The organism is Hymenobacter aquaticus, assembly GCF_004765605.1.
GTDB lineage: Bacteria > Bacteroidota > Bacteroidia > Cytophagales > Hymenobacteraceae > Hymenobacter > Hymenobacter aquaticus.
On sequence record NZ_SRLC01000001.1, the window covers coordinates 2,396,573 to 2,416,561 of the forward strand.

Sequence of the window (19,989 nt, forward strand, 5' to 3'; positions counted from 1 at the left end):
GCCAGCCCAGCCGCTACTTTGCAGCCGTCGCGCGCAGCTGTTGCAGCGCTTCCTGGGTTTCCTTACGCTTGGCTGCTTCTTTCTCCTCTTCGTCTTTCGGCTCCTTGGCCGTAGTGCCAAAGAAGGCCAGAATGTTCTGCTTCTGCGGCTCCGTTATGCCGTCGAACTTCGCCTTGGCCAGCTGCCGCACCCATTCGCCGTAGGTTTCGTCGGCCAGCGCATACTCGCCGGCTTTGGTCTGGTGGCCGGTGTCGAAGTCGGCATTGACCAGGCGCGGGGCGGCGGCCAGCGTGTCGCTGGGCTCCTGCTCCACCAGCACGCAGTAGTTCTTGATGACCTGCTTGAAGCTGGTTTTGAACAGCTCCTGGGCCTGGGGCGTGGGCGGGCGGAAAGCAAACGGCGCCAGCGGCCCGATTTTGGGCATTATCCGCACGAAGTACGAGAGGATACGGGCCCCGGTGCCGGGGTGCTCGTAGGCCGTGCCGTACTGCTTGCGAAACTTCCGCTCACTCTCATGGTACACGTATTCGCGGCGGCGGGCCCGGGGGCTTAGCTCCCGGATTTCTTTTTTCTGCGACTGCCAGGCGGCCCGGCTGGCTACCGGAATCAGCTGGCGCACGGCGAAGCGGAAGGAGCCGATGCTCAGGTCCACGTTGAAGATTACTTTGCCCAGCTCCAGGCCGTAGGTTTTCTGAAATGCCGTTTCCAGCACCCGCTTGCTGACCTGAAAGCCCACGTAGCGCTGGTAGTCGCTGGTGCGGTAGCGGCCGGCGGCCACCTGCACCACGTCGAAGGCAAACTCCAGCTGAGTGTGCTGCTTGGGCGCCTCCTCGTAAGTAATGTTGTTGCCGTACTGCTTGGCCAGCTCGGGATACACCAGCGGCATGGCCTTGTTGGTGCCCACCGGGTGCCCGTTCAAATCGGCGGCGTAGTGGCCCAGGGCCCCCAGGGCAAACGCGTATTCGTTGCGGTCCTTGGCCTCGTCGAGCAGGTTGCGCACGAAGTCGCCGCTGCGCACGTAGTGGGTCAGGTTGGTAAACAGCGTGGAGCCGAAGGGGTAAAAGCCCATGTCCTGAATAATGGAGCCGCCGTAGGCGTAGGATTTGGCTTCGAGCAGCTGCTCCTCGGTAGCGCCGGGGTAGCGCCGCTGCAACAGCGGCGCCAGGCAGCGCTTCCAGGTCGAGTCGATGTTGGCCTGGTGGGTGAGCACCGAGTAACCGGAGGCGGAAAGCGGCGCGAGCAACAGAGCCCAGACGCTGCAGAATAACCATTTGAGCATGCAATAGGAGACTTCCGCGCGGGACTACGGCGTCGGGGTGGGAAGCTATGACAGTACGGGAAAGCTGAACCGGAGTTGTAAGCCGCCAGGCCGCGCCGGTGCCGGGCAAAAAAGAAAGGCAACGACCCGGGGCCGTTGCCTTGTCCCTACCAGCGCAAGGCTGCTGTATGGCGCGCCGGGCGCTTTACAGAAAGTGGTACAGAAACGTAATGACGCCGCTGTACGCGGGTTTTCTGGCGTCTTTTACCTCCATCGTCACCTCGATGCGGGCTTTGGCGATGCCGCGCAGGTCTTTCACCGTGAGCAGCTTGGCCCGCAGCCGCACCTCGCTGTTTACCGTCACGGCCTGATTGAAGCGCAGGCTTTCGATTTCGTAGTTCACCTGCATTTTCAGGTTTTCAATCTGCACGATCTGCGTCCACAGATACGGCAGCAACGACACCGTGAGGTAGCCGTGGGCAATGGTAGCGCCAAACGGCGACTCGGCCCGGGCTTTTTCGGGCTCGGTATGAATCCACTGGAAGTCGAGCGTGGCGGCGGCAAACTGGTTGATCTGCTCCTGGGTGATGGTGTGGTACTCCGAGACGCCCAGCTCCTGGCCCTCGTATTGCTCCAGCTCCTTGAGGCTGTTGATGATTACCGTGCTCATGCGGTTTGGGGGATTGGTTGAAGTGTAGAGACGCAGCTTTGCGCCCGGGCGTTGACCCATTCGGCCACCAGGCCGGAGTGGCTGTTGAGCGCCCGGCCGCAAAGATGCGTTTCCGGGCTCGTTCTTTCACCGCCCAGACCCGCGCGGCAGTATATTAAACCCGCTGGCCGTTTCGTAGCGGGCCGAATGCCAGGCCGCACCCGCGCGGCGGCTCTTCGCTTCATATTCCCTTCACTGCCCGCGCCGGAAGTTGCCGCCGAAACGTTCCGCGGCCTGCCAGCCAGGTTTTTTCTCATATTGTCCCTGCGTAACCAACCGCCGGGCCCGCGGGCCGTTGGTTGTCATTCCCCACCCCGTTTCGCCTCTTACGACTACCCTCCCCTTATGAACGTGCTGATTGTTGAAGACGATGAGGCCCTGGCCCAGGAGCTGGCGCTGTATCTGCAACACGAACACTACCACTGCGACTTTGCCCGCACCGGCGCCTCGGCCTCGGAAAAGCTCTACGTCAACGAATACGACTTCGTGCTGCTGGACCTGGGCCTGCCCGACCAGGACGGCCTGCAGCTGCTGGCCGAAGCCCGGCAGCAGCACAACAGCCAGGCCTCCATCATTATTCTGAGCGCCCGGGGCTCGGTCGACGACCGGATCAGCGGCCTGCAGCTGGGCGCCGACGACTACCTGCCCAAGCCCTACTCCCTGATGGAGCTGGCCTCGCGCATGCAGGCCATTACGCGGCGCAAACACGGCGTCACGCAGGACACGCTCTCATTCGGCGACTTCGTCATCAACCTCAGTGAAAGAACGTTGCGCCACGGCAGCACCGAGGTGGTGCTCACCCGCCGCGAGTTCGACCTGCTGCACTACCTGCTGCTGCACCGGGGCCGGGTGCTCACCCGCATGCAGCTCAGCGAGCATATCTGGGGCAACATGATCAGCGACCGGGACGACCACGACTCCAACTTCATCGACGTGCACGTGAAGAATATCCGCAAGAAGCTGGCCGCCCACGACCCGCGCGACTGGGTCGACACGGTGCGCGGCATCGGCTACCGGTTTAAGCCCACCCAGGAGGCGTGAAGCTCCAGCAAAAGCTCGTCCTGCTGACCACCCTGTCGAAGGCCCTGATGGCGGCGGTGCTGCTGCTGGCGTTGCCCTGGCTGGTCGAAAGCTTGGCCATGCGCCACACCGACGAGTCGTTGCGCGGGGAGCAGCGCCAGGTGATGCGCCGCATCGGGCAGGTGGGCATCGGGAGCTTCCTGACCGAGTCGTACCCCGGCCGCAAGGTGCACTACGACCTGCTCCAGGACGAGTTTATTGACCTGCGCCACGCCACCACTACCCAGCCCGACACGGTGGCGACCCTGCCCCGGCAGCGGCACGGCTCCCTGGTCGATTTTCGGGTGCTGCGCCACACGTTCCAAATGAATGGGCAGGCCTACGTGCTAGAAATCGGCAAAAGCATTGCCTCGGTGGAAGACGTGTACGCCCTGCTCCGCTCCCTGGCCGCCTACGCCCTGGCCTTCGCCGTGCTGACGACGCTACTGATTGAGCTGGGTGTAATCAACTACCTGCTGCGGCCCGTCGACCAGATTGTGGAGCGGCTGCGGGCCGTGCAGGGCCCCACGCCCCCGCCCCTGCCGCCGCTGCGCACCACCACGTCCGACTTTAAGTACCTGGACGCGACGATTCGGCGCATGCTGCAGAAAATAAAGCTGGTGTTTGAGCAGGAGCGCGAGTTCATTGCCAACGCCTCCCACGAGCTGCTCACGCCGGTGAGTATTCTGCAAAACCGCTTCGAGAACATGCTACAGGCCGAAATCCTGCCCGAAGAGGCCGAGCAGCAGATCGTCACCTCGCAGCGCACCCTGCACCGGCTCACGGCCACGCTGCGCACCCTGCTCATGATTTCACGCATCGAAAACGAGCAGTACGCCCGCAACGACACGGTGGCCGTGCGCACGGTGCTGCAGGAAGTGGTAGCCGAGCTGGAGGACCGCATTGCCGACGAAAACCTGACCCTGGAGTGGGACCTGGCCGGCGACCCGCGCGTTGTGTCGGCCAACGCCAGCCTGCTGTTTACCTTTTTCTACAACCTGCTCAGCAACGCAGTGAAGTACAACCACACCGGCGGCCTGATCCGGCTGACGGGGCAGCAGCAGCCGGGCCAGCCCTACCTGCTCCAGGTATTCAACACCGGCCGCCCCATTCCGGCCGAGCACCTGCCCCACCTGTTCGAGCGGTTCCGGCGGGCGGCCAACGTGCACACCACCGAAGGCTACGGCCTGGGGTTGGCCCTGGTGCGCACCATCGCACAGTTTCACGCCTTTCGCCTGGAGGTGGCCTCCCACGAGGCCGGCACCACCTTTTCCATCTGGCTGCCCACGGCCACGCTGGCCGGGTAAGTCCGCCCAACGACAAACACTCCAAGCCCCGGTTGACCAGGATGTCGGCCGGGGCTTGGAGTATTTGTCGTTGGGCCCGCAGGGCCGTTGTGGCGGGCAGAAATCCGGTTTGCGGCCCTCCGTATCCGGGTGGTTGCAAACACGATAAGCCCAACGCATCCGCCGTATCTTCGTTAGTATTGTTGTTTACTCTCCCCGTCTGCTGTCTTTCCGGTTTTTGCGTCGCCTGATTTCCATAGCGCTTTGGTTTCACTTCCTGCTCCTTTTGGGGCTGGGGTGGCACTTCGCGGCTCCTAATCAGGTGGCGGCGGCTTCCCGCCCGGCGGCGGTAGTACAGGCCGGGCACGCGCCGGGCTCCTACCAGCACCAGGCGCTGGGCCGCGAAGATGCTGCCGTGGGCAACGAAGCCCTGGCCGTCGGCAAAGAGCTGCGTTCGGCGGGGGGCAGCTGGGCGCTGCCCCCGGCTCTGGCCCCGGGGCTCCTGGCTTACACAGGCTTACGCAGCCTCCGCGGCCCGAAAAGTCACCCGATTATCGGGGTGCCGGTGCTGCGGGGCCGGTTGCAGGCATCCATTATTCCGAACGCGCCCTAGCCTGGCCGCTGGCTTTTGCTCAACCCGAGCGGGCGGCAACTGCCGGTCCGCGCATCTTCCCGTTACCCGCCGGCCCAGGGCCGCGCGGGCTCCTTTCATGGCCGTATCGTTTCAGCGCCAATTATCCGGCCCTGAAACTCCTTTGGCTTTTTTCCCTCGCCTGATGCCTGTCTACACCACCACGCTGGTCATTCTGGGAGTGGCTATTCTGGGCGTTGCCTGGCTGCCCTCGCTGCTGGAGAAATACCCGCTGTCCTACCCCGTAATCTACCTGGCGCTGGGCATGGGGCTTTACAGCCTGCCCCTGGATTTGCCCACCGACCCGTTTCAGCACCAAACCCTGGTAACTCACCTGGCCGAGCTCTGCGTGCTGATTGCCCTGACCGGCACGGGCCTGAAAATTGACCGGCCTTTCTCCTTCCGGACCTGGCGCACGCCCCTGCTGCTGGTGCTGGTGCTGATGGTACTGACCATTGCCGCCTTGACGCTGGCGGGCTGGGCCATTGCGGGCCTGCCCCTGGCCAGCGCCCTGCTGCTGGCTGCCGCCCTGGCCCCCACCGACCCCGTGCTGGCCGGCGACGTGCAGGTGGGCGACCCGGGCGAGGGGCGCGAAGACAACGTGCGCTTTGCCCTGACCGGCGAAGCGGGCCTCAACGACGGGCTGGCCTTTCCCTTCGTGTACCTGGCCCTGGCCCTGCTGCCGGCCACCGGCGCGCTGTCGGCCAAGCTCGGGCACTGGCTGTGGCTGGACGTGCTCTACCGCACCGGCGCGGCGCTGGTGCTGGGCATCCTGTCGGGCAAGCTGCTGGCCTATTTGATTTTCAACCTGCCCAAGCGCGTCAGCATTAAGGCCGGGGCTTACGGCTTCGTGGCCCTGGCCGTCACGCTCATCACCTACGGCATTACGGAGCTGGTGCACGGCTACGGCTTTCTGGCCGTGTTTGTCGCGGCCGTGGCGCTACGCAGCCGGGAGCGGCGCCACGAGTACCACAAGCACATGCACGCCTTCACCGACCAGCTCGAGCGGCTGTTCATCGTCGTGATTCTCATCCTGTTTGGCGGGGCCGTGGTGCGCGGCCTGCTGGCCCCGCTTACCTGGCCGGGGGTGGCGCTGGGGCTGCTGCTGGTGCTGGTTATCCGGCCCCTGGGCGGCCTACTGACGCTTGCCCGCTCCCCGCGCGTGACCCTGGCCGAGCGCGGCGTCATCTCCTTTTTTGGTATTCGCGGCATTGGCTCCATCTTTTACCTGGCCTTTGCCCTGGAAAAAGCCGACTTTCCCGGCGCCCGCCAGCTGTGGGCCATTGCGGGCTTCACCATCCTGGTTTCCATCAGCTTACACGGCATCCTGGCTACGCCGGTCATGAACTGGCTGGACCGCCGCCACGGCCGCAAAATCACGGCCGAGCTTAGCGAGCCGGTCGAAGCCGAGTAAGCGGTTTTCACTCGTCTCATGCTTCTTCCCCAACTTATTATTCTGCGTAAGCTCCGGCAACGCCTTCCCCCTTCCATGACTTCCGTTCCCGCCCCCGGCCCTCAACCCGCCAACCTGACCGAGAAAATCAAAAACTTCGGCCTTATCGTGCTGGGCATTCTGTGCGCGGGCATGGGCCTGAAAGGCTTTTTGCTCAGCAGCCACTTCATTGATGGTGGCGTAACGGGCATTTCCATGCTGATTTCGGCCAGCCTGAACGTGCCGCTGTCCTGGCTGCTGCTCATCATCAACCTGCCCTTCGTGGTGCTGGGCTACCGTCAGATCGGGCTGGGCTTTGCCCTGAAAAGCGCCGCCGCCATTGCCGGCCTGGCCTTGTGCCTGGTGGTGGTGCCCTACCCCGACGTGACCAAGGATTTGCTGCTCACCGCCGTTTTTGGCGGGGTCTTTATCGGGGCCGGTATCGGGCTGGCCATGCGGGGCGGGGCCGTGCTCGACGGCACCGAGGTGGCCGCCCTGCTCATCAACAAGCACACGCCCCTGCTGAAGGTGAGCGACGTGATTCTGGTGCTCAACATCTTCATTTTCGCCGTGGCGGCCTTCGTGCTGGGCGTGCAGGCGGCCCTCTACTCCATTCTGACCTACGTATCGGCCTCCAAAACCTTGGACTTTCTGCTCAACGGCATCGAGCAATACACCGGCGTCACGATTATTTCGGCCCAGAGCGAGGCCATCCGGCACGCCATTACCACCACGCTGGGCCGGGGCGTCACGATTTACCAGGGCAAGCGGGGCTTTGGCAAGCGTGGCGGCCAGGATATGGACATGGACATCGTGTTTACCGTCGTGACCCGCCTGGAGCTGCCCCAGCTGCGCACCGAAATCCGCCGCATCGACCCGCAGGCCTTCGTCATTCAGCACAGCATCGACGACGCGGAAGGCGGCATGGTGAAAAAGCGGCCGTTTCACTAGCCGCCCGGCAGCTCATTTTCTCTTCACGGAGCGGGCCGTATTCTGACCCGATGGTACCGTATTCCGCCTTTCAGAATTTGTCGGCCGCCGAGCAGCAGGCCTTGGTTACGCAGGGCGGCACGTTTCTGCTCACGCGCCCGGCCGGCGTCTTTCTCGTCGACCTGTACTACCTGCCCGGCTACTACTGTGAAGTGTGGCGCCAGCTTCCCACGGCCGCCGTGGCGTATCTGCACGCCTTTACCGAACAGGCCGGGCTGTACCCTTACCTCGCCCACATCCGGCTGCCCCCGAATATTCTGGTCTGAGGCGGAGCCGCCGCACGGAAGCTTTCGGCCCCCTTTCCGGCCCTGATAACTGCCGCTTTCTTTCGGGGAGGCGGCAGTTACTTTTTACGCTAACTCATTATTATACAATGGATAATCAAGCAAGCAAAATCAAACAAACTAACAAACGTTTGTTTTTGTAAGCCAGCTTCTATACTTTTAATACCCTGCTCCTTCCCGTCGTATTGCCATGCTCTTCCAACCTGAAATCGAACGGATGCCTCTCGCCCAGCTGCGGGAGCTACAGAATACGCGCCTCAAGCGGCAGGTCGAGTACGTATACCACCGGGTGCCTTTTTACAAGGCCAAGTTCGACGCGCTGGGCATTCACCCCTCTACTTTCCAAGGCCTGACCGACCTTACCCGGCTGGGCTTTACCCGCAAAACCGACTTCCGCGACAATTACCCCTTCGGCCTGTTTGCCGTGCCCCAGCCCGAAGTGGCCCGTCTGCACTGCTCCAGCGGCACTACCGGCAAGGCCACCGTGGTGGGCTACACGGCTCAGGACCTCAATATTTTCGCCGAGGTGGTGGCCCGCTCCCTGGCCGCGGCGGGCTGCCGGCCGGGCATGAAGCTGCAGAATGCCTACGGCTACGGCCTGTTTACCGGCGGCTTGGGTATTCACTACGGGGCCGAAAAGCTGGGCCTCACCGTCATTCCCGTCTCGGGCGGCGGCACCGACCGGCAGTTGCAGCTGCTCCAGGATTTCCGGCCCGAAATCATCTGCGCCACGCCGTCCTACGCCCAGGTGCTGGCCGAGGAAATTCAGCGGCGTGGCATTGCCCCCGAGGCGCTGAACCTGCAATATGCCGCCCTCGGGGCCGAGCCCTGGACAGAAACCATCCGCCAGCAGGTGGAAAGCGGGCTGCGGGTGCAGGCTACCAATATCTACGGGCTGAGCGAAATTATGGGGCCGGGCGTGTCGCAGGAAGACGTGAACGAGCGGGGCACGGGCAGCTACGTCTGGGAAGACCACTTCCTGCCCGAAATCGTGGACAAAGACACCGGGGAGCCGGTGGCCGAGGGGGAGCTGGGCGTGCTGGTGTTCACCACCCTGACCAAGCAGGCCATGCCCATTCTGCGCTACTGGACCAACGACATTACCAACCTCTACTACGGCGAGTCCCGGAGCCGCACCCACGTGAAAATGGGCCCCATCCGCGGCCGCGCCGACGATATGCTCATCATTCGCGGCGTCAACTTCTTTCCTACCCAGGTCGAGGATATTCTGCGGGGACTGGACCACGTGAGCCCGTACTACCAGGTGGTGGCCTCCCGCCGCGGCAGCCTCGACGAGGTGGAAGTCAGCGTGGAAATCAGTGAGGAGCTGATGCGCGGCCTGGAACTGGCCGCCGTGACCGAAGCCGCCGTGGCGCAGCACGAGTGCCTGCGCACCTTGCGGGGCACGTTGGCCAAGAAAATCAAGGACAACATTGGCCTGAGCATGCACGTGCAGCTGCTGGGCTTTGGGCAGCTGCCGCGCAGTGAGGGCGGCAAGCTCAGCCGGGTGCGCGACCTGCGCGACCTGAACCAGGCGCATCGTGCATAAAACCGGGGCTTCTTCTAGCTTTACCCGGCAAAACTCTCGGCCCACTGTCGCCACGCCTTATTTTCTGAACGCTGAATGGCTAAAAAAGCGAAAACCAACAAACGGCAGGTAATTCTGGAAGAAGCCGCCAAGCTCTTCAAAGCCAAGGGCTTCGGCGGCACTTCCATGCGCGACCTGGGCTCCCAGGTGGGCATGGAGGCGGCCAGCATGTACAACCACATCAGCTCCAAGGACGACATTCTGGAAAGCATCTGCTTTCACGTCTCGAACACCTACATTTCCCAGCTCCACGAAATCGAGCAACTGCCGGTATCCTACGTCGACAAGCTCAAGGCCCTGATCCGCCTCCACATTCGCCTCATGATTGAGGACGGCGCGGCCGTGTCGGTGGCCAACAACGACTGGAAATACCTCAGCCCCGACAAGCTGCAGCAGTTCAAGGATGCCCGCAAAACCTACGAGAAAGGCTTTGCCGAGCTCATTGAGCAGGGCATTGCCGCCGGCGAGTTCCAGCCCGTCAACGTGTCGGTAGCCTTGTTCACGATTCTGTCGGCCGTGCGCTGGGTGGAGCTCTGGTACCGCCCCGGCCGCGGCATCACGGCCGAGGAACTCGAAGAAAACATCATGACCATCCTGCTCAATGGATTGGCGAAGTAAATAAGAGGTGCTTAGTGCTTGGTGCCTGGTGTTTGGGTCGTTCAAAACGGAATACCCCATGCACCAAACCTAAGCACCAGGCACTAAGCACCAAGCACTACTAACTAATGAGTCGATTTCACAAAGTCCGCATCAAGCGCATCGAAAAGGAAACGCCCGACAGCGTGGTGGTATCGTTGGACGTGCCCGAGGACCTGCGCGACACCTTCCGCTTCACCCAGGGCCAGTACCTCACCTTTCGGCGGGACCACAACGGCGAGGAATTGCGCCGCTCCTACTCGATTTGCAGCAGCCCCTTGGAAAACGAGTGGCAGGTGGCCATCAAGAAAGTGCCCGAGGGCCGGTTTTCCTCCTCGGCCGTGGACACTTTCAGGGTGGGCGAGGAGCTGGACGTGATGCCGCCGGCCGGCCACTTCTACACCGAGCTCCACCCCGAGCAGGCCAAGCACTACGTCATGTTTGCGGCCGGCAGCGGCATTACGCCGGTGTTCAGCATCATCAAAACCGTGCTGCTGACCGAGCCCCAGAGCCAGGTCACGCTCATCTACGGCAACCGGGGCCGCAACTCCATCATCTTCAAGGAGGGCATTGAGGCGCTCAAGAACAAGTTTCTCAAGCGCCTGAGCGTGTACCACATCCTGAGCCGGGAGCAAGGCGACACCGACCTGCTCTTCGGCCGCATCGACCAAGCCAAAGCCGAGCTGTTCCTGCAGAAAATCCTGCCCCCGAGCCAGATCGACGAGTGCTTTATCTGCGGCCCCGAAGAAATGATTCTGGGCGTAAAAGCCGCCCTGACCGGCGCTGGCGTGGCCCCGGAGAAGATTCACTTCGAAATGTTCGGCACCGCCGGCGGCGGCAAAACCCAGGCTGGCCCGGCCAAAGTGCGCCCCGCTGGCGAAGACGACAAGCACAGCCAGGTAACGGTGCAGCTCGACGGCAACACCCGCATTCTGGAAATGTCGTACTACGGCAATACGATTCTGGACGCCCTGCTCGAAACCGGCGTGGATGCGCCCTACTCCTGCAAAAACGGCATGTGCAGCACCTGCCGCTGCCGGGTGGTGGAAGGCCAGGTGGAAATGGACGTCAACTACTCCCTCTCCGACACCGAAGTGGCCAAAGGCTACGTCCTCTCCTGCCAGGCCCGGCCTACTTCGGAGAAGGTGAAAGTGGATTTTGACCAGTAACCTCACCCCCGGCCCCTCTCCTTGGGGAGAGGGGAGCCTGACGCATGCTTGCGTATGCCTGGTAATGGAAAAGCCGTTCGCACGGAATTGAACGAAAAGTCTAAAATTGAGGCGTTTCAACTGGTTCTAAACCAAGTTGGGGCAGTCAAACCTAAAAAACGGTGTACGGATTGAAACCGCGCCATTCCGCAGTCGGCAGGCTCCCCTCTCCCCAAGGAGAGGGGCCGGGGGTGAGGTTCCGATATTTTTCTTACTTTTAACTAACGAATGTTAGTTAAACTTTGTTGAAAGCGCATGGAAACGGTAGAAATCAACCTCGAAGAGCAGTTTCAGGCCCGCATCGACGCGGACGTCCGCATTGAGCCCAAAGACTGGATGCCAGATGCGTACCGCAAGACGCTGATCCGGCAAATTTCCCAGCACGCCCACTCCGAGCTGGTCGGCATGCTGCCCGAAGGCAACTGGATTACCCGGGCCCCTTCGCTGAAGCGCAAGTCCATCCTGCTGAGCAAAGTGCAGGACGAAGCCGGCCACGGCCTCTACCTCTACTCGGCCGCCGAAACCCTGGGCGCCTCGCGCGACCAGATGCTGGCCGACCTGCACTCGGGCAAGGCTAAATATTCCAGCATTTTCAACTACCCTACCCTGAGCTGGGCCGATATGGGTACCGTGGGCTGGCTCGTGGATGGGGCCGCCATTCTGAACCAGGTGCCGCTCTGCCGCACCTCGTATGGCCCCTACGCCCGGGCTATGGTGCGGGTGTGCAAGGAAGAAAGTTTCCACCAGCGCCAGGGCTTCGAAATCATGCAGACCCTGTGCGAGGGCGCGCCCGAGCAGAAAGCCATGGCCCAGGAAGCCCTGAACCGCTGGTGGTGGCCCACGCTGATGATGTTTGGCCCCAAGGACGCCGACTCGCCCAACACCGAGCAGAGCATGAAGTGGCGCATCAAGCGCTTCACCAACGACGAGCTGCGCCAGAAATTCGTGGACATGATGGTGCCCCAGGCCGAGTTCCTGGGCCTGACTGTACCCGACCCCGCGCTGAAGTGGAACGAAACCAAAAAGGGTTACGACTTCGGCGACGTGAACTGGGAGGAATTCTGGAACGTGGTGAAGGGTAACGGCATGTGCAACAAGGACCGCCTCGGGGCCCGCGTCAAAGCCCACGAGGAAGGTGCCTGGGTGCGCGAAGCCGCCCTGGCCCACGCCAAAAAGCGCGCCGAGCGCGCCGAAACGCAGGCCGCGTAAGGAGCTTGAGTTGCTAGAAAGAACGTCATTCCGAGCGTAGTCGAGGAATCTCGCGTGCTGATGTTGTGGTAGTAATTTGAATTACCACTGCACGCGAGATGTCTCGCTTTGCTCGACATGACGGCCAATATTAACCGTGAAACTCACCATTTCACAAGTTCACCATTTCACCTCCGATGAACCAATCCGAATGGCCGCTGTGGGAAGTTTTCATCCGCAGCAAGCAGGGCCTCGACCATAAGCACGTGGGCAGCCTGCACGCCGCCGACGCCACCATGGCCATCCAGAATGCCCGCGACGTGTACACCCGCCGCCTCGAAGGCATCAGCATCTGGGTCGTGGAAAGCCAGCACGTGCACGCCTCCAACCCCGACGACGCCGAGGCCTTCTACGACCCGGCCAACGACAAAGTGTATCGGCACCCGACCTTCTACCAGGTTCCGGACTCCATCAAGCACATGTAATTCTGCGCCTTATGCAAGTTGCCCCTTCCGAAACCGCCGCCCTGAACTCGTACTCGCCCGAACGGCGGCAGCAGCTGTTCAGCTACGTGCTGCAATTGGCCGATACCAGCCTGATTCTGGGCCACCGCCTCTCGGAATGGTGCGGGCACGGGCCGGTGCTGGAGCAGGACCTGGCCATGGCCAACATTGCCCTCGACTTGCTGGGCGAAACCCGCAGCCTCTACCAGTACGCCGCCGAGCTGGAAGGAAAGGGCCGCACCGAAGACGACCTGGCCTTTTTGCGCCTGGCGGTGGAGTACCGGAACCCGCTGCTGGTGGAGCAACCCAACGGCGACTTCGCCGACACCGTGACCCGGCAGTTCTTGTTCGACAACTTCCACTACCACTTTCTGCGGGAGCTTAAAACCAGCCCCGATGAGCGCCTGGCCGCCATTGCCGAAAAGGCCGTGAAGGAAGCCGCTTACCATTTGAAATGGAGCTCGGAGTGGATGATCCGCCTCGGCGACGGCACGGAGGAAAGCCGCAAGCGCCTCGACAAAGCCCTGGATACCCTCTGGCGCTACTCCGGCGAATTGACCAAGCCCACGGCTACCGAACAGGCCCTGCAAGCGGCCGGTATCATCCCTGATTACGCCACGTTGCTGCCCGCTATGGAAGCCCACCTGCACCACGTGTTTCAGGAAGCCACCGTGCCCGTGCCCCAGGGCGTGTTCATGATGACCGGCGGCAAGGAAGGCCGGCACACTGAGCACCTGGGCTATATTCTGGCCGAGCTGCAATACATGCAGCGCACTTATCCGGGCATGCAATGGTAACAACGGCACCCACCGAGGAACACATCTGGCAGCTGCTGGAAGAAGTGTCGGACCCCGAGGTGCCCGTGCTCAGCATTCTGGATCTGGGCATCGTGCGCGGCGTGCAGGTGCAGGGCGAGCAAGTCACGGTCAGCATCACGCCGACCTACTCCGGCTGCCCGGCCATGAACACCATTGCCACCGAAATCCGGCTGCGGCTGCTGGCTGAGGGCATACCCAACGTAACCATTCACAATCAGCTCAGCCCGGCCTGGACCACCGATTGGATGAGCCAGGCCGGCCGCGAGAAGCTGGAAGCATACGGCATTGCCCCGCCTGTGGACGGCACTGCCACCGGCCACATACTCAACCTCTTCGGCAAGGACACCGCCGTGCGCTGCCCGCTCTGCAAATCCGAAAACACCCACCTCGTCAGTCAGTTCGGCTCCACGGCCTGCAAAGCCCACTACCAGTGCGACGACTGCCACGAGCCCTTCGACTACTTCAAATGCCACGCCTAGCGAATTAGTGACTTAGTGATTTAGTGAATTTTATGTGCAAGCCCGCGCAAATGGCGCCAGCGGAACAACTCACTAAATCACCAACTCACTAATTCGCTAAATCACTAAATCACTCTATGATCATCGGAATTATCGGCAGCGGCGCTATGGGCGCGGGAATTGCGCAAGTCGTAGCCACCGCCGGCCACACGGTGCGTCTCCTCGACCAGAACCGCCAGGCCCTGGACCGTGCCGGTAAGTCGATACAAGGCAGCCTGGACAAGCTGGCCGAGAAGGGCAAGCTGACCACTGAGCAGGCCGCTGAGATTTTCGGCCGCCTGCACCTTACCCAGGACATTGGCGCTTTCAACGACTGTGAGCTGGTGCTCGAAGCCATTGTGGAAGACCTGACCGTGAAGCAGCAGCTATTTCGGGAGGTGGAAATGATGGTGCCTGACACCTGCATTCTGGCCTCCAACACCTCTTCACTGTCCATTGCCTCCATTGCCGCGGCCTGCCAGAAGCCCGAGCGGTTTATCGGCATTCACTTTTTCAACCCCGCGCCCATTATGCAGCTGGTCGAAGTCATTCCGGCCGTGCAAACGCGCCCCGGGCTGGCCGAGCAGGTGCGGGATTTGGTACAAAGCTGGGGCAAGCTGCCGGTCCTGACCAAGGACACGCCGGGCTTTATCGTGAACCGCGTGGCCCGGCCCTTTTACGGCGAGGCCATCCGCATGCAGGAAGAAGGCATTGCTGATATGCCCACCATCGACTGGGCTTTGACCGAGCTGGGCGGCTTCCGCATGGGCCCGTTCACGCTGATGGATTTCATCGGCCACGACGTCAATTACCGGGTTACGGAGTCGGTTTTCACCGCCTTTTTCTTCGACCCGCGCTTTAAGCCCTCCTTTACCCAGAAGCGCCTGTTCGAAGCCGGCTACTACGGCCGCAAGTCGGGCCGGGGCTTCTACAGCTACGCCGAAGGGGCCGTGCCGCCCGAGCCCACCCGCGACGAAGCCCTGGGCCGCCTGATCCTGAACCGGGTGCTGGCCATGCTCATCAACGAGGCCGTGGACGCGCTGCACCTGAACGTGGCTTCCCGGGACGACCTGGAGCTGGCCATGACCAAGGGCGTGAATTATCCCAAGGGCCTGCTGGCCTGGGCCGACGAGTTGGGCTTGCCCACCGTGCTGGCCACCCTCGACGACCTCTACGCCGAATACCACGAGGACCGGTACCGCGCCAGCGCCCTGCTGCGCCGTATGGTCCGCCAGAATCAGACGTTTTTCCAGCATGAGTCAGCCCTCAGCCGCTAGTAAGGAGCGGGCCGAAGCCGTGAAAGAGCGCATGCTTCGGCACGACGCCTTCAGCCAGCTGCTGGGCCTGAAAGTAGACGAAGTAGGCCCCGGCTACTGCCGCCTGCACTTCACCGTGCGCCCCGACATGCTCAACGGTTTCCAGGCCCTACACGGCGGCGTCACGTTTTCGGCCGCCGACTCGGCGTTTGCCTTCGCCTGCAACAGCCACGGCCGCCAGAGCGTGGGCCTCACCGTCACCATCAACTACCTCGAAGCCGGCAAGCTCGGCGACGTCATCACCGTGGAAGCCCGGGAAGAAAGCCTCAAGCACAAGGTGGGCGTGTATGCCATTCGCCTGACCAACCAGCACGGCACGCTGCTAGCCTTGTTCAAAGGCACGGCTTACCGCACCAGCAATGAAATTTTGTGAGACATTACTAGCCCGTCATGTCGAGCCTTAGCGAGACATCTCGCGTGCTGATGTTGGAATAGTGTCTAATTACCATTGCACGCGAGATGCTTCGCTGCGCTCTGCATGACGTTCTTAAACTGAGAAACACCCCATGAAGCAAGCCTATCTAGTTGACGGAATCCGCACGCCCATCGGCAATTTCGGCGGCAGCCTGTCCAGCATCCGCCCCGACGATATGGCGGCCCTGGTCATTCAGGAGCTGCTCCGGCGCAATGCCGGCGTCGACCCGGCCGCCGTGGCCGATGTGCTGCTGGGCTGCGCCAACCAGGCCGGGGAAGACAACCGCAACGTGGCCCGCATGGCCTTGCTGCTGGCCGGCCTGCCCACCTCGGTGCCCGGCGAAACCGTCAACCGCCTCTGCGCCTCGGGCCTCTCGGCCAGCATTGCCGCGGCCCGCGCCATCCAGAGCGGCGACGGGGACCTGTTCATCTCCGGCGGCGTGGAAAGCATGACCCGCGCGCCCTACGTCATGTCCAAGCCCAGCAAGGCCTTCGGCACCGACTCGGAAATGTACGATTCGAGCTTCGGCTGGCGCTTTGTGAATGAGAAGCTGGAGGCCCTGTACGGCACCGACGCCATGGGCGAAACGGCCGAAAACCTGGTGGACCAGTACCACATCAGCCGCGAAGATCAGGACCAGTTTGCCTACGAGTCGCACCAGCGCGCCGGCCGGGCCCGGGACTCGGGCCGCTTCCGGGAGGAAATCGTGGCCGTGCCCATTCCCCAGCGCAAGGGTGAGCCACTGCTGTTTGCGGAGGATGAGTTTATTAAGTCGGAAACCACGCTCGACGTGCTGGCCAAGCTACGGCCCGCGTTTCGCAAGAACGGCTCGGTGACGGCCGGCAACTCCTCGGGCCTGAACGACGGCGCGGCGGCCTTGCTCTGGGCTTCGGAAGACGGCCTGAAGCAGCACAGCCTCACGCCCCGAGCCCGGTTAGTGGCTATGGGCGTAGCCGGTGTGGAGCCCCGCACGATGGGTATCGGGCCGGTGCCGGCCTCCCAGCTGGCGCTGAAGAAAGCTGGCCTCACGCTCGACCAGATGGACATTATCGAGTTCAACGAAGCCTTTGCTGCCCAAACGCTGGCCTGCGTGCGGGGTCTGGGCCTGGAAGGCTCCGACCCGCGCATCAACCCCAACGGCGGGGCCATTGCCCTGGGCCACCCGCTGGGCATGAGCGGGGCCCGCATCCTGAACACGGCCGCCCTGGAGCTGCAGAAGCAAAACAAGCGCTACGCCCTCATTACCATGTGCGTGGGCGTGGGTCAGGGCTACGCGGCCATCATCGAAAAGGTATGATCTACTCGTTTAACGGGCTTGTGCCGGTCGTGCACGAGTCGGCCTTCGTGCACCCGCAGGCGGCCGTCACCGGCAACGTCATCATCGGCCGCAACGTGTACATCGGGCCGGGTGCCGCCATTCGCGGCGACTGGGGCCAGATTATCATCGAGGACAACTGCAACGTGCAGGAAAACTGCACCGTCCATATGTTTCCCGGCACCACGACGCGGCTCAAGGAAATGGCCCACATCGGCCACGGCGCCATTATCCACGGGGCCACCGTGGGCCGCAACGTGCTGGTGGGCATGAACGCCGTGCTCATGGACCGGGTGGAAATTGGCGACGAAAGCATCATTGGGGCCTTGAGCTTTATCCGGGCCGACGAAGTCATTCCGCCCCGCAGCCTGGTGGTGGGCAATCCGCACAAAATTATCCGGCAGGTGAGCGACGAGATGCTGCGCTGGAAAACCGAAGGCACCCACGTCTACATGCAGCTCCCCGCCGATTTGCACGCCACCCTCCAGCCCTGCGAGCCCTTGCGCGAAATCCCCGCCGACCGCGCCGTGCAGCAAGCCAGCTACCAGACTTGGAATGAGCGCAAAACAGCTTCTTAGCCTGACACTCATAGAACGTCATGTCGAGCAAAGCGAGACATCTCGCGTGCTGACGTTGCAGGAGTAATTAGATTACCATGGCACGCGAGATGTCTCGCTCTGCTCGACATGACATACGCAAGCAGGTTTTCTCCCTTCCAAACCTTCCTCCTTTCCCCTACCCATGACTCCCATCCTCGAAAACTACGCGCTGGGCCGCTGGACGGCCGGCTCGGGCGAGCAGCACGAGCTTTACGACGCCTCCACCGGCGAAGTCATTGCCATTGCCAACGGTGAAGGCCTCGACTACGCGGCTATGATGGACTACGCCCGCCGCACCGGTAATAAGGCCCTGCGCAAGATGACCTTCCACGAGCGGGGCCGCATGATCAAGGCCCTGGCCCTGCACCTCGACAGCAAAAAGGAAGACTTCTACACCCTGAGCTACCGTAGCGGGGCCACCCGCGCCGACTCCTGGATTGACATCGAAGGCGGCATCGGCAACCTGTTTGCCAACGCCTCGCTGCGCCGCAAATTCCCCGACAAGCCCTTCTACGTCGAGTCCGACCCGATTGCGCTGTCGAAAGCCGGCAACTTCATGGGCCACCACATCCTGGTGCCTAAGGAAGGCGTGGCGGTGCACATCAACGCCTACAACTTCCCGATCTGGGGAATGCTGGAGAAAATTGCGGTGAACCTGCTGGCCGGCATGCCCGCCATTGTGAAGCCGGCCGTGCCCACGGCCTACCTCACCGAGGCCGTGGTGCGCGAAATTATTGCCTCCAAAATCCTGCCCGAAGGCGCGCTCCAGCTCGTCTGCGGCACCGGCCAGGGCATTCTGGACCACGTCACCTACCAGGACGTCGTCACCTTTACCGGCTCGGCCGAAACCGGCCGCAAGCTCAAGGCTCACCCCCGGATTCTCTCGGAAGCCGTGCCCTTCAACATGGAGGCCGACTCGCTGAACTCGGCCGTGCTGGGCCCCGACGCCGTGCCCGGCACCGCGGAGTTCGACCTGTTCATCAAGGAAATCCGCAAGGAAATGACGGCCAAGGCCGGGCAGAAGTGCACCGCCATCCGCCGCGTTATCGTGCCCGAAAACCTGGTGGAGGATGTGCAGATTGCTCTGGGCAAAGCCCTGGCCCAAACCACCGTGGGCCACCCGCAGGCCGAAGGCGTGCGGATGGGCGCGCTGGTCAATATGACCCAGGCCAACCGCGTGCGGGAGCAGGTGCGGGCCCTGGCCAAGAACACGCCCATCGTGTACGGCGACCTGGACAACGTGCAGGTTATCGGGGCCGACTGCAAAACCGGCGCGTTTATGTCGCCCATTGTGCTGCTGAACTCCGAGCCGTTCAAGTTTACCGACACCCACGAGGTGGAAGCTTTCGGGCCGGTGAGCACCATTATGCCCTACAAGGACCTCGACGAGGCCATTACCCTGTCGAATATGGGCAAAGGCTCGTTGGTGTGCTCGGTGGCGACCAACGACCCGCGCACGGCCCAGGACTTTGTGCTGGGCGCGGCCACCCACCACGGCCGGATCCTGGTTATCAACGAGGAAGTGGCCAAGGAAAGCACCGGGCACGGCTCGCCCCTGCCCCTGCTCATTCACGGCGGCCCCGGCCGGGCCGGCGGCGGCCAGGAAATGGGCGGCATGCGCGGCGTGGAGCACTTTATGCAGCGCGTCGCCATTCAGGGCTCCCCCACGATGATTACGGCCATTACGGAGGTGTATCAGCCCAAGGCCCGGCAGACGGAGCGCGACAAGCACCCTTTCCAGCACTACTTCGAGGAGCTGGCCATCGGGCAGACCTACACCACCCACCGCCACACCGTCACGGAAGCCGACATTACGGCCTTCGCCCAGGTGTCGGGCGACAATTTCTACGCCCACGTCGATGCTACTTCCCTGGAAGGCACGCTGTTCACCGGCCGGGTGGCCCACGGCTACTACATCCTAAGCAAGGCTGCCGGCATGTTCGTGGACCCGCGCAAGGGCCCGGTGCTGCTCAACTACGGCCTCGATGAGTGCCGCTTCACCAAGCCCGTGTACCCGGGCATGACCATCGGCGTGAAGCTGACCGTGAAGGAGAAAATCGGCCAGGAAAAGCGCGACGCCGAAGACGTAGCCAAGGGCATCGTGCGCTGGCTGGTCGACGTATCGGACGAAACCGGCGAAACCGTAGCCGTAGCCACCATTCTGACAATGGTCAAGAAGAAAAACCAGGAGTAGTTTCACGCAGGGTTTCGCGGAGGTCGTCCACTGCGAAACCCTGCGCTTTACCACCCCGAAACA

The 19,989-nt window shown here is 62.4% G+C and carries 20 protein-coding genes; 18 read left to right on the forward strand and 2 right to left on the reverse strand.

Annotated features, from left to right (window positions below; genetic code table 11):
• Positions 1 to 13: 13 nt before the first annotated feature.
• Both E5K00_RS09910 and E5K00_RS09915 read right to left on the reverse strand, forming a co-directional pair.
• On the reverse strand, positions 14 to 1,279 hold the full coding sequence (locus E5K00_RS09910; RefSeq protein ID WP_135463063.1) for a zinc dependent phospholipase C family protein: 1,266 nt from the start codon (positions 1,277 to 1,279) through the stop codon (positions 14 to 16).
• A gap of 184 nt (positions 1,280 to 1,463) precedes the next feature.
• On the reverse strand, positions 1,464 to 1,928 hold the full coding sequence (locus E5K00_RS09915; RefSeq protein WP_135463064.1) for a MaoC family dehydratase: 465 nt from the start codon (positions 1,926 to 1,928) through the stop codon (positions 1,464 to 1,466).
• 384 nt (positions 1,929 to 2,312) lie between these two features.
• Between E5K00_RS09915 and E5K00_RS09920 the strand changes: the two genes are divergently transcribed.
• The 18 genes from E5K00_RS09920 to paaZ all read left to right on the forward strand — a co-directional run bounded on the left by E5K00_RS09920 (position 2,313) and on the right by paaZ (position 19,926).
• On the forward strand, positions 2,313 to 3,008 hold the full coding sequence (locus E5K00_RS09920; RefSeq protein WP_135463065.1) for a response regulator transcription factor: 696 nt from the start codon (positions 2,313 to 2,315) through the stop codon (positions 3,006 to 3,008).
• Entirely contained in the window at positions 3,005 to 4,333 is a 1,329-nt protein-coding gene (locus tag E5K00_RS09925; RefSeq protein WP_135463066.1) for a sensor histidine kinase, read from the forward strand. Before E5K00_RS09920 ends, E5K00_RS09925 begins: the two co-directional genes overlap by 4 nt.
• Positions 4,334 to 4,550: 217 nt before the next feature.
• Positions 4,551 to 4,925, forward strand: coding sequence for a hypothetical protein (locus E5K00_RS09930; RefSeq protein WP_135463067.1), 375 nt, complete (start codon positions 4,551 to 4,553; stop codon positions 4,923 to 4,925).
• A gap of 163 nt (positions 4,926 to 5,088) precedes the next feature.
• Entirely contained in the window at positions 5,089 to 6,357 is a 1,269-nt protein-coding gene (locus E5K00_RS09935) for a cation:proton antiporter (protein WP_135463068.1), read from the forward strand.
• 75 nt (positions 6,358 to 6,432) lie between these two features.
• Positions 6,433 to 7,326 (forward strand): YitT family protein, encoded by an 894-nt coding sequence (locus tag E5K00_RS09940; protein ID WP_245328252.1) that lies wholly within the window; start codon positions 6,433 to 6,435, stop codon positions 7,324 to 7,326.
• Between the two features lie 50 nt (positions 7,327 to 7,376).
• Positions 7,377 to 7,631 (forward strand): hypothetical protein, encoded by a 255-nt coding sequence (locus tag E5K00_RS09945; protein ID WP_135463070.1) that lies wholly within the window; start codon positions 7,377 to 7,379, stop codon positions 7,629 to 7,631.
• A 208-nt stretch (positions 7,632 to 7,839) separates the two neighbouring features.
• Positions 7,840 to 9,198 carry a phenylacetate--CoA ligase family protein gene (locus E5K00_RS09950; protein WP_135463071.1) on the forward strand — a complete coding sequence of 453 codons (1,359 nt, stop codon included), beginning with the start codon at positions 7,840 to 7,842 and terminating at the stop codon, positions 9,196 to 9,198.
• Positions 9,199 to 9,273: 75 nt separating this feature from the next.
• A complete protein-coding gene (locus E5K00_RS09955; protein WP_135463072.1) occupies positions 9,274 to 9,855 on the forward strand; it encodes a TetR/AcrR family transcriptional regulator in 582 nt (193 codons plus the stop codon).
• A gap of 107 nt (positions 9,856 to 9,962) precedes the next feature.
• Positions 9,963 to 11,042 carry a 1,2-phenylacetyl-CoA epoxidase subunit PaaE gene (paaE, locus tag E5K00_RS09960; RefSeq protein ID WP_135463073.1) on the forward strand — a complete coding sequence of 360 codons (1,080 nt, stop codon included), beginning with the start codon at positions 9,963 to 9,965 and terminating at the stop codon, positions 11,040 to 11,042.
• Positions 11,043 to 11,336: 294 nt separating this feature from the next.
• Complete coding sequence (paaA, locus tag E5K00_RS09965; protein WP_135463074.1) at positions 11,337 to 12,290, forward strand: 1,2-phenylacetyl-CoA epoxidase subunit PaaA; 954 nt, start codon at positions 11,337 to 11,339, stop codon at positions 12,288 to 12,290.
• Between the two features lie 176 nt (positions 12,291 to 12,466).
• Positions 12,467 to 12,754 carry a 1,2-phenylacetyl-CoA epoxidase subunit PaaB gene (gene paaB / locus E5K00_RS09970; RefSeq protein WP_135394389.1) on the forward strand — a complete coding sequence of 96 codons (288 nt, stop codon included), beginning with the start codon at positions 12,467 to 12,469 and terminating at the stop codon, positions 12,752 to 12,754.
• A gap of 11 nt (positions 12,755 to 12,765) precedes the next feature.
• Positions 12,766 to 13,569 (forward strand): 1,2-phenylacetyl-CoA epoxidase subunit PaaC, encoded by an 804-nt coding sequence (paaC, locus tag E5K00_RS09975; protein WP_135463075.1) that lies wholly within the window; start codon positions 12,766 to 12,768, stop codon positions 13,567 to 13,569.
• A complete protein-coding gene (paaD, locus tag E5K00_RS09980; protein ID WP_135463076.1) occupies positions 13,563 to 14,069 on the forward strand; it encodes a 1,2-phenylacetyl-CoA epoxidase subunit PaaD in 507 nt (168 codons plus the stop codon). Before paaC ends, paaD begins: the two co-directional genes overlap by 7 nt.
• Before the next feature lie 116 nt (positions 14,070 to 14,185).
• Positions 14,186 to 15,364, forward strand: a complete 1,179-nt coding sequence (locus E5K00_RS09985) for a 3-hydroxyacyl-CoA dehydrogenase NAD-binding domain-containing protein (RefSeq protein ID WP_135463077.1) — start codon at positions 14,186 to 14,188, stop codon at positions 15,362 to 15,364.
• Positions 15,342 to 15,776: a hydroxyphenylacetyl-CoA thioesterase PaaI gene (gene paaI / locus E5K00_RS09990; protein ID WP_135463078.1), complete on the forward strand. Its 435-nt coding sequence runs from the start codon at positions 15,342 to 15,344 to the stop codon at positions 15,774 to 15,776. Before E5K00_RS09985 ends, paaI begins: the two co-directional genes overlap by 23 nt.
• A 133-nt stretch (positions 15,777 to 15,909) precedes the next feature.
• On the forward strand, positions 15,910 to 17,115 hold the full coding sequence (gene pcaF, locus E5K00_RS09995) for a 3-oxoadipyl-CoA thiolase (protein WP_135463079.1): 1,206 nt from the start codon (positions 15,910 to 15,912) through the stop codon (positions 17,113 to 17,115).
• Positions 17,112 to 17,711, forward strand: coding sequence for an acyltransferase (locus E5K00_RS10000; protein ID WP_135463080.1), 600 nt, complete (start codon positions 17,112 to 17,114; stop codon positions 17,709 to 17,711). The genes pcaF and E5K00_RS10000 overlap by 4 nt, the downstream gene beginning before the upstream one ends.
• 163 nt (positions 17,712 to 17,874) lie before the next feature.
• A complete protein-coding gene (gene paaZ / locus E5K00_RS10005) occupies positions 17,875 to 19,926 on the forward strand; it encodes a phenylacetic acid degradation bifunctional protein PaaZ (protein ID WP_135463081.1) in 2,052 nt (683 codons plus the stop codon).
• Positions 19,927 to 19,989: the final 63 nt, after the last annotated feature.

Bases quoted from the DNA above. Each gene is read 5' to 3' on its own strand.
- E5K00_RS09910 (WP_135463063.1), bottom strand. From the start codon at position 1,279: ATGCTCAAATGGTTATTCTGCAGCGTCTGGGCTCTGTTGCTCGCGCCG.
- E5K00_RS09915 (WP_135463064.1), bottom strand. From the start codon at position 1,928: ATGAGCACGGTAATCATCAACAGCCTCAAGGAGCTGGAGCAATACGAG.
- E5K00_RS09920 (WP_135463065.1), top strand. From the start codon at position 2,313: ATGAACGTGCTGATTGTTGAAGACGATGAGGCCCTGGCCCAGGAGCTG.
- E5K00_RS09935 (WP_135463068.1), top strand. From the start codon at position 5,089: ATGCCTGTCTACACCACCACGCTGGTCATTCTGGGAGTGGCTATTCTG.
- E5K00_RS09940 (WP_245328252.1), top strand. From the start codon at position 6,433: ATGACTTCCGTTCCCGCCCCCGGCCCTCAACCCGCCAACCTGACCGAG.
- E5K00_RS09945 (WP_135463070.1), top strand. From the start codon at position 7,377: ATGGTACCGTATTCCGCCTTTCAGAATTTGTCGGCCGCCGAGCAGCAG.
- E5K00_RS09950 (WP_135463071.1), top strand. From the start codon at position 7,840: ATGCTCTTCCAACCTGAAATCGAACGGATGCCTCTCGCCCAGCTGCGG.
- E5K00_RS09955 (WP_135463072.1), top strand. From the start codon at position 9,274: ATGGCTAAAAAAGCGAAAACCAACAAACGGCAGGTAATTCTGGAAGAA.
- paaE (WP_135463073.1), top strand. From the start codon at position 9,963: ATGAGTCGATTTCACAAAGTCCGCATCAAGCGCATCGAAAAGGAAACG.
- paaA (WP_135463074.1), top strand. From the start codon at position 11,337: ATGGAAACGGTAGAAATCAACCTCGAAGAGCAGTTTCAGGCCCGCATC.
- paaB (WP_135394389.1), top strand. From the start codon at position 12,467: ATGAACCAATCCGAATGGCCGCTGTGGGAAGTTTTCATCCGCAGCAAG.
- paaC (WP_135463075.1), top strand. From the start codon at position 12,766: ATGCAAGTTGCCCCTTCCGAAACCGCCGCCCTGAACTCGTACTCGCCC.
- paaD (WP_135463076.1), top strand. From the start codon at position 13,563: ATGGTAACAACGGCACCCACCGAGGAACACATCTGGCAGCTGCTGGAA.
- E5K00_RS09985 (WP_135463077.1), top strand. From the start codon at position 14,186: ATGATCATCGGAATTATCGGCAGCGGCGCTATGGGCGCGGGAATTGCG.
- paaI (WP_135463078.1), top strand. From the start codon at position 15,342: ATGAGTCAGCCCTCAGCCGCTAGTAAGGAGCGGGCCGAAGCCGTGAAA.
- pcaF (WP_135463079.1), top strand. From the start codon at position 15,910: ATGAAGCAAGCCTATCTAGTTGACGGAATCCGCACGCCCATCGGCAAT.
- E5K00_RS10000 (WP_135463080.1), top strand. From the start codon at position 17,112: ATGATCTACTCGTTTAACGGGCTTGTGCCGGTCGTGCACGAGTCGGCC.
- paaZ (WP_135463081.1), top strand. From the start codon at position 17,875: ATGACTCCCATCCTCGAAAACTACGCGCTGGGCCGCTGGACGGCCGGC.